Source organism: Edaphosphingomonas laterariae, from assembly GCF_900188165.1.
Lineage (GTDB): Bacteria > Pseudomonadota > Alphaproteobacteria > Sphingomonadales > Sphingomonadaceae > Sphingomonas_E > Sphingomonas_E laterariae.
The window spans coordinates 1-12446 of record NZ_FZOS01000056.1 but is presented as its reverse complement, the minus strand read 5'-3'; the positions used below and the strand labels follow the sequence as shown (position 1 = coordinate 12446).

The window sequence follows — 12446 nt, the reverse complement described above, 5'->3', positions numbered from 1 at the left end:
CGATCGGCTGCGCGCGCGGGAACGCGCTTGATGAAATCATGCGGAAGGTTTGGACCCGCTACGGCAAGGGCGAGTTCACCGACGACGAGGCCGGGGAGCTTACGACGCTCGCCCATGAGCGCCGGGCCGCCCTGCGGGGATCAGGACAGGGAACCTTTAGCCTGGTCCTGCCCCCCCCCGCCGAGCGATGCCCGACGCCAGTTCGCCGGCATAGTCATATCCGGGGCCGATCGGAGGGCCGGATATGGCTGCCGACGACGCGCAAGGACGTTCAGGCGATCTTAAAGGCGGCCGAAATCTACAACGAGGCCGGCTTGCACGAGAAGGGAGAGCGCAGCGGCCCGCTAGGATCGGTCGCGCTCGACGTGCTGCGGCTGTTCGTCAATCTCATAGACTTCCGCACCGGCCGGCTGGAACCGTCAATCACCACGATCATGGATCGGCTAGGCCGGTCGCGCGATACGATCGTGCGGGCGCTGAAGAACCTGCGGGCGCATGGTTTCATCGACTGGCTGCGGCGCTACGAGCCGACCGGCAACGAGGGGCGCGGCCCACAGGTCCAGCAGACGAGCAACGCCTATCGCCTGTCCCTGCCCGAGAAGGCCCGGCAGTTCCTCGGCCGGTTCGGGAAGGCCCCGCCCCTGCCCGACGACCACAGCGCCGCACAGGAAGCCCGCGCGGCCGAGCTGGACGCCTACAGGAAGGCCCTGCCCCTCGATGAGCTGGCGCTGTTCGAGGCCGGCGACAACCCGTTAGGCCGGGCGCTCGCTGCCCTTGGGAAGATGGTGCAGAAACGTGAGTCCGATAACCAGACTGAATCCCCATCTAATCTTTATCTAAGAGGGCAAACATAAACGGTCGCCGCTGTTCGGGCTGCTTTCGCAGCTCTGCGGCGGTTCCGATCCGCGTATAAGGCGGATCGGGAAGCGGATACCTCACAGCAAAAACACCACCGTCGCGCCAGCGGCCAGCGTCCTATGGGCTTTCGAGAGGGACCGAGGAGCACGGCTGGCGCTCAATTACTTACGTTAATACGTATTGACGTGTATTCGTATCGCTTAGAAGGCGATGACATCGGCCGGAAAAACGTGCTAGAGTGTATACAAGTCAACACACAGAGGCGATTCCATGACCGCCAGCACCACCATGACGATTCGGGTTCGGCCCGATGTGAAAGAAAAACTCGACCGGATCGCGAGCGACACGCAGCGGAGCAAATCTTTCCTCGCCGGCGAGGCCGTCGCCGCCTACGTCGAGCGCGAGCTTGAAATCATCGACGGCATCAAGCGCGGCATGGCCGATGTTGCAGCCGGCCGCGTCGTGCCCCATGAACAGGTGATGGCGGAAGCCCGCCAGATCATCGCGGAAGCGAAGCGCAAGAAAGCCTCGTAAGCATGAGGCGGGTTATCTGGTCGGCCGACGCGCGGCGCGATTACCTCGACATTCTGCGATACATCGCCGCCGACAACCCGCTTGCCGCTGAAAGGGTTGCGGATGCGATCGAGCAAGCGGGGAACGGACTTGGTGAGTTTGCGACCGGAAGGCCGGGCCGCGTCACAGGTAGCTATGAAAAGTCGGTTCCCCGCCTGCCCTACATCATAGCCTATGAGATCACGAGCCAAGCCGAGCGAGAGGTGATCGCGGTCTTGCGCGTCATCCACACGTCGCGGGACTGGCGGGCCGAGGAATGGCCCGACTAACTTAAAGACGTAGTAACGTCCCTAGCTATGTGCTTTAATACGTATTCACGCAAAGAAGGATTGACGCATGAACGTCATTGCGTTTTTGAGCCAGAAGGGCGGGAGCGGGAAAACCACGCTTTCGGTTCATACTGCCGTGGCGGCCGAGGCGACCGGCGAACGGGTTTGCGTCATTGATGCGGACCCGCAGGAGAGCGCGACCGCATGGGCGAGCGCGCGGGAAGCTGGAACGCCGATCGTCGCCACGGCGCAGGCCGGCGAGCTGGACGCGGCGCTTAGAGCGGCCGAAGGCGAGGGCATCACCTTGGCCGTGGTGGACGCCCCGCCCCATGCCGCCCCGGCGGCCGGCCAGATAGCCCGTAGGTCGGAGCTGGTCTTGATTCCGGTTCGGCCGTCCGCGTTTGACCTCGCTGCGGTCCCGGCCGCCGTCGAGATCGTGACGGCGGCGAAGGTGCGCGGGGCGTTCGTCCTGTCTGCCTGCCCGTTCCGTGCGCCCGAGATCGGAGAGACACGCGCGGCGCTGGAAGCCTACGGCCTGCCGATCGTTCCCGGCGAGATCACCGACCGGCGCGCGTTCGCCCGCGCTGTCACGACCGGCAGCGCCGTGACGGAGTTCGAGGCCGAGGGGAAGGCAGCGGAGGAAATCCGGGCTTTGTGGGCATGGATCAGGGACACGTTAGAGCGTAAATAGCTAAATACGTAAGAGCGTATCTAAGGAGCGGAACCTATGGCAAAGAAAGCAACCGGCCTTGCGGCCTTCACCCGCCCGAAAGCTGGCGCGGAAGTCACCAGCCTTGCAGCGATCAAGGACGAACGGCCGGCCGTGGAGATTCCGACGCCGAGGCGAAAGAGGGGAGGGGGCGAGACTGTCGCCCTAACGGTCAAGGTCCGGCGATCGGACTGGCAGCGCCTTCGCCAGCTCGCAGATGCAGAGGGAACGACGATTCAGGCGATGGCCGAGGCCGGTCTTTCGGCGGTGCTGGCGCAACATGGATTGCCGCCGATCGAACCTTACGCACGTTAATACGTGGATACGTAAATAGCTTAATCCGCAACGCTTGCGCGTGTGGCCCGCCCCCCGGCCGTCCCTACGGCCCTAGATGATGAGAGCGGGCCGGCCGGGGGCTACCGTCGCGGTCGTGGTCCTTCCCTGAATAGAGCTTGCACCAGGTCGTCAGCTAGATCGCGGCGCGAGCCGCGCCGGCCCGGAGGCGAACGCGCTCCCCAATAGCGCCGTAGAGAGCCGGAGGGCCGTTCGTAACAATGTTCCGGCGCTTTAGCGTCGGGTCCGCTTCGCCCGAAGGGCGGTTGAGGGATCGAGCCGGCCGAGCCTGTCAGGGCGCATCATACAGCCCCCGAAATTCTGCATCGGCGTAATAGGCGAGCTTGCCGGCGACGATCGGGCGTTGCCCGGCGAGGAACAGCAATTCGACATGCTGCGGCAGGTTGCGGACCTCATCGGGCGTCAGCAGCGGCCGGGCCGTGTGTTGCTCGCCGTAGGAGAGGCCGGATTTTTCGGAATCGAGCGCCTGTCCCATCGTCTTGAACACCACGGTTGATTGTCCGAGCAGATCGGAGACGAGGCGGGCGCTGTCGTGATCGTTGACGCCGAACACCTGCAGGACGCCTGCGTTTGACAGGAAGGTGCCGGCGCGCTGCCCGTAGGTGGCGCGGAGCTGGTGAACGTCCTGCAGGATCGGCCAGAGCTGGACGCCGTAGCCGGCCATGAGGCCCATAGCGCGCTCGACGGGCGCGAGGTGGCCGAGGGCGGCGAACTCATCCAGCAGGTAAAGAATGGGCGCGGCCGGCTTGCCGGGATCGCGGGCCATGTCGGTCAGGCTTTGGGTGACGATCAGGCGTAGCCATCGGGAATAGGTGGCGAGCCGATCGGGCGGCAGGACGAGGAACACCGAGACGTTGCGGCGCTTGAGATCGGCAAAGCGGAAATCGGATCGGCTGAGGACCGCGACCATGCGCGGGCTGTCAAGGAAATGGGTATGGCGCTGCGCGGCCGAGAGGACGCCGGCCGCTTCCCGGTCGGATTTGCCGAGGTGGCGGTTTGCGGCGCGGGCGATCAGGCCGCCTGCGGCCGTTGACGCCTGCATGTCCTTCAGGAGCGCCGTGAAGGCTTCAGGGGCGAGGGTGAGATATTCGCGCAGGGTGGCGAGGTTTCTCCGGTCGCGCGGCTCGCTGGCGGCAATATGGAGGATCAGGCCGGCAATGAGCGCCTTGGCTTCCTCGTTCCAATGCGCCTCGCCGGCCATGCCCGGTTCATCGAACACGAGGGCGTCGGCTAAGGTGCTTGCATCTTCCGCGACATCGAGGCCAGCCGGATCGAGTTGGTCGAGCGGATTGAAGGCGGCCGAGGGCTGGCCGGTGACGCCGAAGGGGTCGAGGACGTGGACCGGGCCGAAGGTCTGGCGGGCGCGACCGGCGATCCTGGCATTTTCGCCCTTGGGGTCGATGCAGATCACGGAGCGGTCAGCCGTGAGCAGGTTCGGGATGATGGTTCCCACCCCTTTGCCTGTGCGCGTCGGGGCCATCGTCAACAGATGGGCCGGACCGTCATAGCGAAGGAGCTTTCCGGTCTTGCCGTCGCGGCCGATCAGCAGGCCGGAATCGGCGCGGGCGAGGGCGGCCGTTTCCTTGTCGGTGGCGAAGCGGGCCGAGCCGTGGGTTTCGCCTTCCATGTCCCCGAAATGGATAATCAGCGGATTGGTGAGGAACCGGAAGGCGAGCGCGGCCACTACCAGCAGCGTGACGAGATCGAGCAGGAGAATAGGAACCGAACCGGCGCGGATGCCTATTTGTTCAAGGGCGAAACGGCCGCCGAAGCCGATCACGAACAGGGCCATGACGAGGATGAAAAGGACACCGAGCAACGGTTTCCAGATTCGGAAAGGCGCAGCGAGCAGAGCGACGAACGCCCATAGTGGATCACGCGCGGCCTGCCGCATCATGTTCTTGAACGCGGCCCATGCAAGTCTTGCCTGACTCATGATACGCCCCCCTCGGTGCTGCCTGTCGTTTCCCCGGCCGTCGCGTTGCCGATCAGATCGGCAAACAGTTCCTTGTCACCGGGGCGCGTCAGGAAGTCGGGCAGTTCGCGCTTGAGCCATTCGCGCAGGCGTCGGGAAAATTCCTCATCCTTGCCATTTTCGAGGCGATGCAGGACGAGCGCGCCGAGCAGCACCTTGCGGCGCGTATCGTTGGCGCGTTCCTGTTTGCCGAGCCGGGCCTTGAGCGTGGCGCGTTGCGCATCCAGTTCGGCCAAGCGTTGTTCGATCGTTTTGCGCGCCATTCCTCAAATCTCCCTTTCCGGTTGTTTGCCCAGACTATCATTCCCGGCCGTCTTTTCCAGCGTCTGCCCGTTGCGCTTGAACTTTCGGCGGTTTTGCAGCACAATCTGGGCTTCAATTCATCGAAACGACTTTGCCACAGCGCCACACCGGAGGCATAAGAGAGCGCAGCGAGCGAATTACGAAGGGCGCACTTACGAGTTACTGCGTAACTCAGCGCGCCGCCAGCTTTGGGGCTGGCGGGAAAGGCTGAAACAAGATCGAGGCAACGGGTTGGCGATCTACCATTTGAGCATGAAGCCAGTTTCGCGGGCGAAGGGCCGGAGCGCCGTCGCCTCGATGGCTTATCGTGCCGGGGAGAAGCTGACCAACGAGCGCGACGGGATCACGCACGACTACACGGCCAAGCAGGGCGTTGAGCATGCCGAGATCGTCTTGCCCGAGGGCGTCAACGCCGATTGGGCGCGGGATCGGTCGGACTTGTGGAACGCCGCCGAGTTTGCCGAGAAGCGGAAAGACGCCCGCGTGGCGCGGGAGTTCGAGATTGCCTTGCCGCATGAGCTTTCGGCCGAGGAGCGGCTAGAGGCGGCGCGGGTGATGGCGCAGGAGCTGGCCGACCGCTACGGCGCGGCCGTAGACTTCGCCATTCATGCGCCGCACGAGGCCAGCGACGTTCGCAATCACCATGCCCACATTCTTATGACCACGCGGCAGGTGACGGAGGACGGGCTAGGCGACAAGACCTATCTTGAGCGCGAAAACAAATGGCTGTTGGCGCACGACCTGCCGACGACCGATATGCAGCTCCGCGACCTTCGCCAGAGGTGGGAGGGGATCGCCAACGAGCGCCTTGCGATGGCCGGGCTAGATATTCGGATCGACCATCGTTCGCACATGGAGCGCGGGCTAGAGATCGCGCCGACCGAGCATATGGGCGTCCATGCCACGCAGATGGAACGCAAGGGCCTCGACGTGTCGCGGGCGCGGCTGGACGAGGAAGCGGCCCGGCGCAATGCCGAGCTTATCCGGGAGAAGCCCGAGCAGGTTCTAACCCTCATCACCGGCGAAAAGAGCGTGTTCGACCGGCACGACGTTGCGCGGGCGCTGCATCGCTACATCAACGACGACCCGCAGGAGTTCCAGAGCGCCTTTGCGAAGGTCATGGCCTCGCCGGCGCTGGTCGAGCTTCAGCCCGAGCGGGCCGACCCGGCAACGGGAGAGATCGAGCTTGCCCGCTATTCGACCCGCGAAATGGTCGAGATCGAATCCGGCATGATCGAGAGCGCGCAGCGGATGCACGGCGCGCATGGTCATGGCGTCGATCGCCGGCATGTCGAGCGCGCCATAGATCGGCAGGACGCCGCCATTCAGCGCAGCGCCGGCGATGCTTCTGCCCGGCTGTCCGACGAGCAGCGCCGGGCGATCGAGCATATCACCGGGCCGGAGCGGATCGCGGCGGTTGTCGGTTATGCCGGCGCTGGCAAGTCCACCATGCTTGCGGCGGCGCGGGAGGCATGGGAGGCCGAGGGCTACACGGTCCACGGCGCGGCCTTGTCGGGGAAGGCGGCCGAGGGCTTGGAGGAAAGTTCCGGCATCCAGAGCCGCACCCTCGCGTCATGGTCCCGCGGTTGGGACAACGACCGCGGCACGATCGGCCGCGGCGACGTGTTCGTGATCGACGAGGCGGGCATGGTCGGGAGCCGCCAGCTCGCCCGCTTCGTTGGCGAGGCCGAGGCGCGCGGGGCGAAGATCGTCCTTGTAGGCGACCATGAGCAGTTGCAGGCGATCGGGGCCGGCGCACCGTTCCGGGCGATCACCGAGGAAATCGGCTATGCCGAGCTGTCCGAGATACGCCGGCAGCGCGTGGACTGGCAGCGGGAGGCTTCCGTTGACTTCGCCACGCACCGGACGGCCGAGGGGCTGGCGGCCTATCGGGATCATGGCAATATCAGCTTTGCCGAGACGAGCGAGGATGCGCGCGGCCAGATCGTGCGGGATTATCTTGCCGACCGCGACGAGCGGCCGGAGGGAACCCGCGTAGCGATGGCGCATCGCCGGGCCGATGTTCGAGCGATCAATGACGCGATCCGGACGGAGCTACAGGACCGGGGCGAGCTGGCGCGGGGCGAGGACGCCGGCGCGCTGACCTTCCAGACCAATGACGGGAGCCGAGAGTTCGCCCCCGGCGACCGTATCGTGTTCCTCGAAAACAACCGCGACCTTGACGTGAAAAACGGGATGCTTGGCACCGTCGAGCATGTCGAGGCCGGCCGGATCGTCGCGCAGCTCGACGGCCGGGGCGGCGATAGCGTCAGCGTCCCGATGGGCGACTATCAGGCGATCGACCACGGCTATGCGACGACGATTCACAAAAATCAGGGGGCGACGGTCGATCGGTCCTATGTGATGGCGTCCGGAACGATGGACCGGCATCTGACCTATGTCGCCATGACCCGGCATCGTGACGGCGTGCAGCTCTATGCGGGTCAGGACGAGTTCACTAATGCCGGCCGCCTGGTCGAGCATGGGGCCGCGCCGTTCGAGCATGATCCGCAGAAGGCCGGCAGCTATTTCGTGACGCTGGAAAACGACAAGGGCCAGCAGCGCACCCTATGGGGCGTCGATCTTGAGCGCGCCATGAAGGAGGCCGTGCCGGAGATCGGGGAGAGGATCGGCCTACAGCATGAGGGTTCCACCCCCGTCACCTTGCCGGATGGGACGCAGACGCACCGGAACACATGGAAGGTGCAGGATGCCGGCGAGCTGGCCTATGACCAGCTAGAACGCCGCCTGTCGCGATCGGGTGTCAAGGAAACCACGCTCGATTATACCCGCGACTTTGCCGAGCGGCGCGGGATCGCGGAGCAAATGGGCGTCCGCAGCGAGATCGAGATTCCGGCCCGCGAACGGGAGCGCATCGAGGACCGCGCGCCGAGATCCACGCAAAAAGTCGGCGTGGATCTCGCGCAGGATCTTCGTGCAGATCCGCGCGAGGATCTTGCCGGCGATCGACAGCAGCGCCGCAATCCGTTCGAGGGCCTGAAACTCGGGCGCGGCGCGGCGGCCGAGAGCCGCGAGCTGGACCGCGCCGGCGAGGACGGCCCACAGATCGACCAGAAACGGCCGCAGCAGGCCGAGAAGCAGCGGCGCGGCATGTTCGCCGGCCTCAAGCTCAATGCACGTCCTGCGCCGTCACAGGAGCGCACAGACCGGCCGGAAAGAGAGGGGAGCTTGCGGCAGGCGCCGGTGCCCGACCGGCTGGCCGAGCGGGTGCGGGGGCAGTCGCCGCTTGAGCAGGCCGTTGACCGCTATGCGCGGGCCTATCAATCGATCGACCAGCACCGGCGCGAGGGCCTGCCCGTTCTCGACATGCAGCGGCAGGAAATGCGCACGGCCGGGCAACAGCTCGACCAGGTGCAGGACGGCATGAAAGATTTGATGCGCTCGACCCTGCAACACGACCCGGCGACGGCGCGCGCCATGACGGAGCTTTCCGGCCGGGAGCGTGTCGCGCAGGTCATCGACGGCATGAAGCGCGAGAACGCGGCGCTGCAAGACCCGAATATCAGGGCCGAGCGGTTCGTGAACCGCTGGCAGGAGCTGGACGGCCAGCGCCAGAAACTTCGCGGCTGGCAACATGACGAGGCGCGGGGCAAGGTCGAAAGCCAGATGAACGGCCTGACCAAGAGCCTTGAGCGTGACCCGCAGGTAGATTCCATCCTGCGCAATCGCCGGCAGGAACTCGGAATCGGGCAGGAGCTTCGCCGGGGGCAGAGTATCGCCCATCAGTTGAAAGAGGAAATGACACGCGGCCATCGGCTTAGCCGGGGGCATGGTCTGGAAATGTAGGCAGGAAGAACATGGCAGAGTTGGACGACGACAGGGAAGGTATAGAACCAGAAGAACAGGACGAGGACGCCGGCGACCCGGCAGCGGCGTTCGATTCACTACGGCGCACGATCGAGAAGCAGGGCGGGCAGATCAGCGCGGAGATGACGATCATCCGGCGCGGGTTGGAAGCTGCTTTCGGCCAGCTCGAAAAGATCGAGCCGCAGGCCGATTACAAACCCCAGCTCGCCCAGCTTGTGCAGGCGCTCGACAGCGTTGCGGAACGGATGCACAGCGTTGAGCAGTCACCTATTCTCCGGCAGGGTGCGCAGCACTATGCGGCGGCGCTCGAGCGCAGCGGCGAGGGTTTGGTGAGGACCGCCGTGCAGCAGCTCGAGCGGCAGGCGTCCGACCTCGAGCGCGCCGGCCGGAATCTTTCCGCTCACGTCGCCAGTGCGCGGGAGCGCAGGCGGCAAGATTGGTGGCTTGTCGTCGCCTTCGCTATCGGCCTGCTCGCCGGCGCGCTGGTGATGCTGTTCCTTCCGCGCCTGTTGCCGTTCTCGGCCGCGCCGCGTGTCGCTAGCGTCGTCATGGGCGAAAGGCCGTGGCAGGCCGGCATGAGCCTCATGGCGTTCGGCAGCCCGGAAGCATGGCAGCGCGTGGCCTCGGCCGACCAGCTCCTTGAAGCGAACAGGGAGACGGTAGCGGCTTGTTGGGAGGCCGCGCGCACGGCCGGCGAGGATCAGCGTTGCACCATCACCGTGAAAGCGCCGACAGCGCCGGCGCAGTAGTGTAGAGTTGTTGCGGGTTTCCGGGACTTTTACAACAATGGGCCATCCCCGATATTTGACGTTCCGGTCCGAAAGCATCCCCAAATTTCAAAGGCTGATATGACGAAGCTCACACCGCAAGAGACCATGAACCCCAATACTCTCTTTCGTAAGGGAGATATCTTCGTGCTTTTTGGCGAGCTGTTTGGCCGTGGCTATGCAGCCGGTCTGCTTGACGAGGCCAAGGCGGCGGGCATGACCATCCTGGGGGTCACGGTCGGCCGTCGCGAGGAGAATAACGCATTGCGCGGCCTAGCTGATGACGAACTGGCTGCGGCTGAAGCCAATCTCGGCGGCAAGATTATCAACACTCCGCTGATGGCTGGCTTTGATCTCGATGCTCCCGAGGGCGGTCCTACCCCAACCGATCTTCTCGGGAAGATGACTCTCGACACCTGGCAGACCGATACCCTCGATTGGGACTATATTGCGCGCTGCCACGAGGTTGGATTGACACGGTTCAAGACCGCGCTCGACGCAGTTATGGCGGAACTCGATATCCTGATCCCCGACGGCAGGAACGTCTTCTTCGCACACACAATGGCAGGTGGTATCCCGAAGGCCAAGGTCGTTCTCGCTCTCGTAAACCGCATCTACAAGGGTCGTGGCGCGCGACATATGTCGTCGCAGTCGCTGATCGAAAGCGATCTCGGGAAGCTCGTCTTGCAAAATTTTGATGAGGTCTCGGCGAATACCTTTGGCTACCTGCTTGAAGCCAGCTCTGCCATCCGTGCCCGCATCGAGGCGGCCGGCGGGCAGGTTCGTTACACCGCCTATGGCTATCACGGCACCGAAGTTCTGATTGGCGATAGCTATCGCTGGCAGACTTATACCAACTACACTCAAGGTTATGCGAAGATGCGTCTTGAGGGTGTTGCCAAAGCTGCGTGGCGCTCCGGCGTTAAAGCCACGGTATTCAATTGCCCCGAAATCCGCACCAATTCCTCCGATGTATTCGCCGGGCTCGAACTGTCACTCCTACCGTTGCTCGCTGCGCTGAAGAAAGAAGGCGGTGGAGCATGGGTCGAGGTGCTTTGGCAAGGATGCCAAGACCTGCTGAAAGACGGCGTGACGCTCGAAGCCCTGCTACAGATGGTTTTGGACTATCAGCACAACGAGGCGATGCAGCCCTATTATGACTTCGACCTTTGGCCGCTGCCGAACAGCGCCGCTCAGGCGGAGAAGACCATCGGCACATCGCAGGAGATTGTGCAACTGCACAAAGACAGCAGGATTCTCGTCAGCGACGTCTTGAGCCATCATGTGGTCAAGGCGATCGGCCAGTTGATCTTTGGCGAGGTCAGCGAACCCTCCGGGCCTGTCCTGTGGCTGAATCACGATCTAGTTGCACGTCGACTCATCGCAGCAAGCAGGGGGGGTGCAGGCTGACACCTTGCACAGTCGGAGCCATATGCTCTAACCGCCGAAAAGCGAGGCTGTCTGTCGCCAAAATCCTAAAACCTGCAACAGATCGACCACCCTCGGAAAATCAGGGGTTTTCGTGTCGCATATCTTTGTCGCAAGTGCTACGCCACTTGCGACATGATTTGCGACAAGGGGAAGCCGTGCGCCACCAACCAGATTCCGACGCCGGCCGGGCGTTCATCGGCTATGCCCGCGTCTCGACGCGCGGGCAGGACCTCGATGCGCAGCGGGCCGCCCTTGGCGCGGCCGGCTGCGTCCGCATCTTCGAGGAAAAGGCTTCCGGGGCGAAGCGGGACCGGCCCGAGCTGGCGCGGATGCTTGACCATTTGCGCGCCGGCGACGTGGTGACGATCACCCGGCTAGACCGTCTCGCCCGATCGACGGCCGACCTTCTGGCGATTGCGGAGCGGATCAAGGAGGCTGGCGCGGGCCTGCGCTCGCTGGCCGAGCCTTGGGCCGACACGACGACGCCGGCCGGGCGCATGGTGTTGACCGTGTTCGCCGGCATCGCGGATTTCGAGCGATCCTTGATCGTAGAGCGCACGAGCGCCGGCCGGATCGCGGCGAAGGCCCGAGGCGTCCGGTTCGGCCCATCCCCTGCCCTGTCGGCCGAGCAGATCGCCCACGCCCGCCAGCTCATCCATGACGACAAGAAGCCGGTGGCGGAAGTCGCGCAGCTCTTGGGCGTTCACCGCGCCACGATCTACCGGGCGCTTGAGAGCGCAAAGACGTAAATACGCATTGACGTAACCACGTTTAGTTGCCGGCCCTAGAAGTAGTGCCTTTCGCGGTTCCTTCCGCAAGGGATTGCAGAATCGGGCGAGTTCGTCCTTACTGCTAAGAATGAAGCGCGACTCGGAGAGGATTCGGAAGGACGTTGCCGCCCATCGGGCGCGGCAGCTTGCGGCCGGCCGTATCGCGCTGACCACGTATGTTCCGACCGATCTTCTCGCCCAAATCGACAAGATCAAGGAGCAGCGGGGCGTGCTTGGCCGCGCGCCGATCATCGAGGAAGCGTTGAGGTTCTATATCGAAGCGAAGCAAGGGACATAACGGCAAAACGCCCGACCGCGCCAACGGTCGAGCGTTTTTGTAGGCCGTCAGACACACCGTAGAGACGGGGCCAAAGCTCTCCCCTTATCTACGCTACAGCACTCCAATTCGCAAGATTGATTCTTGCGGAAACGGGGAGCTGTGCCTGCCGTCCGCGCTGTCATGTCCTTCAAATGGAAGGACGAGGGCATATGTTGAGGACGCACTACGCGGCCGCGATCGGCTGCGCGCGCGGGAACGCGCTTGATGAAATCATGCGGAAGGTTTGGACCCGCTACGGCAAGGGCGAGTTCACCGACGACGAGGCCGGG

General features: G+C 64.1%; 12 protein-coding genes. 10 read left to right on the top strand and 2 right to left on the bottom strand.

Translation table 11 applies throughout. The features are described 5' to 3' along the window. The 5 genes from CHB74_RS21835 to CHB74_RS20830 all read left to right on the top strand — a co-directional run. Positions 1-854: helix-turn-helix domain-containing protein (locus CHB74_RS21835; RefSeq protein ID WP_425442327.1), on the top strand; the 854-nt coding region annotated here is incomplete at its 5' end. Positions 855-1128: 274 nt separating this feature from the next. Beyond that, positions 1129-1392 (top strand): CopG family ribbon-helix-helix protein, encoded by a 264-nt coding sequence (locus tag CHB74_RS20845; protein WP_065847662.1) that lies wholly within the window; start codon positions 1129-1131, stop codon positions 1390-1392. 2 nt (positions 1393-1394) lie between these two features. After that, positions 1395-1700 (top strand): type II toxin-antitoxin system RelE/ParE family toxin, encoded by a 306-nt coding sequence (locus tag CHB74_RS20840; RefSeq protein ID WP_065847660.1) that lies wholly within the window; start codon positions 1395-1397, stop codon positions 1698-1700. Positions 1701-1767: 67 nt separating this feature from the next. Further along, positions 1768-2391: a ParA family partition ATPase gene (parA, locus tag CHB74_RS20835; RefSeq protein ID WP_065847658.1), complete on the top strand. Its 624-nt coding sequence runs from the start codon at positions 1768-1770 to the stop codon at positions 2389-2391. A gap of 36 nt (positions 2392-2427) precedes the next feature. After that, positions 2428-2724: a hypothetical protein gene (locus CHB74_RS20830; RefSeq protein ID WP_065847656.1), complete on the top strand. Its 297-nt coding sequence runs from the start codon at positions 2428-2430 to the stop codon at positions 2722-2724. 310 nt (positions 2725-3034) lie between these two features. On the opposite strand, the gene CHB74_RS20825 is transcribed toward CHB74_RS20830, so the two are convergent. Both CHB74_RS20825 and CHB74_RS20820 read right to left on the bottom strand, forming a co-directional pair. Beyond that, the gene (locus CHB74_RS20825) at positions 3035-4699 is read right to left on the bottom strand and encodes a type IV secretory system conjugative DNA transfer family protein (protein ID WP_089221394.1); all 1665 of its coding nucleotides are present in this window, start codon (positions 4697-4699) and stop codon (positions 3035-3037) included. Continuing rightward, on the bottom strand, positions 4696-5001 hold the full coding sequence (locus CHB74_RS20820) for a mobilization protein (protein WP_065847672.1): 306 nt from the start codon (positions 4999-5001) through the stop codon (positions 4696-4698). Before CHB74_RS20820 ends, CHB74_RS20825 begins: the two co-directional genes overlap by 4 nt. 271 nt (positions 5002-5272) lie before the next feature. Here CHB74_RS20820 and traA point away from each other — a divergent pair, with 271 nt between their 5' ends. From traA to CHB74_RS20795, 5 genes are all read left to right on the top strand, one after another. Beyond that, positions 5273-8848: a Ti-type conjugative transfer relaxase TraA gene (traA, locus tag CHB74_RS20815; RefSeq protein ID WP_065847670.1), complete on the top strand. Its 3576-nt coding sequence runs from the start codon at positions 5273-5275 to the stop codon at positions 8846-8848. Positions 8849-8859: 11 nt separating this feature from the next. Continuing rightward, entirely contained in the window at positions 8860-9618 is a 759-nt protein-coding gene (locus CHB74_RS20810) for a DUF6118 family protein (protein ID WP_063976980.1), read from the top strand. Positions 9619-9717: 99 nt separating this feature from the next. After that, a complete protein-coding gene (locus CHB74_RS20805; RefSeq protein WP_063976981.1) occupies positions 9718-11046 on the top strand; it encodes an enoyl ACP reductase FabMG family protein in 1329 nt (442 codons plus the stop codon). 176 nt (positions 11047-11222) lie between these two features. Further along, entirely contained in the window at positions 11223-11816 is a 594-nt protein-coding gene (locus CHB74_RS20800) for a recombinase family protein (RefSeq protein ID WP_245843126.1), read from the top strand. 109 nt (positions 11817-11925) lie between these two features. After that, positions 11926-12135, top strand: coding sequence for a ribbon-helix-helix protein, CopG family (locus CHB74_RS20795; RefSeq protein ID WP_065847666.1), 210 nt, complete (start codon positions 11926-11928; stop codon positions 12133-12135). The last annotated feature ends 311 nt before the right edge of the window (positions 12136-12446 follow it).

Coding starts and splice junctions, on each gene's coding strand:
- CHB74_RS20795 (WP_065847666.1), top strand. CDS start 11,926: ATGAAGCGCGACTCGGAGAGGATTCGGAAGGACGTTGCCGCCCATCGG.
- CHB74_RS20840 (WP_065847660.1), top strand. CDS start 1,395: ATGAGGCGGGTTATCTGGTCGGCCGACGCGCGGCGCGATTACCTCGAC.
- CHB74_RS20830 (WP_065847656.1), top strand. CDS start 2,428: ATGGCAAAGAAAGCAACCGGCCTTGCGGCCTTCACCCGCCCGAAAGCT.
- CHB74_RS20805 (WP_063976981.1), top strand. CDS start 9,718: ATGACGAAGCTCACACCGCAAGAGACCATGAACCCCAATACTCTCTTT.
- CHB74_RS20820 (WP_065847672.1), bottom strand. CDS start 5,001: ATGGCGCGCAAAACGATCGAACAACGCTTGGCCGAACTGGATGCGCAA.
- CHB74_RS20825 (WP_089221394.1), bottom strand. CDS start 4,699: ATGAGTCAGGCAAGACTTGCATGGGCCGCGTTCAAGAACATGATGCGG.
- CHB74_RS20845 (WP_065847662.1), top strand. CDS start 1,129: ATGACCGCCAGCACCACCATGACGATTCGGGTTCGGCCCGATGTGAAA.
- CHB74_RS20810 (WP_063976980.1), top strand. CDS start 8,860: ATGGCAGAGTTGGACGACGACAGGGAAGGTATAGAACCAGAAGAACAG.
- parA (WP_065847658.1), top strand. CDS start 1,768: ATGAACGTCATTGCGTTTTTGAGCCAGAAGGGCGGGAGCGGGAAAACC.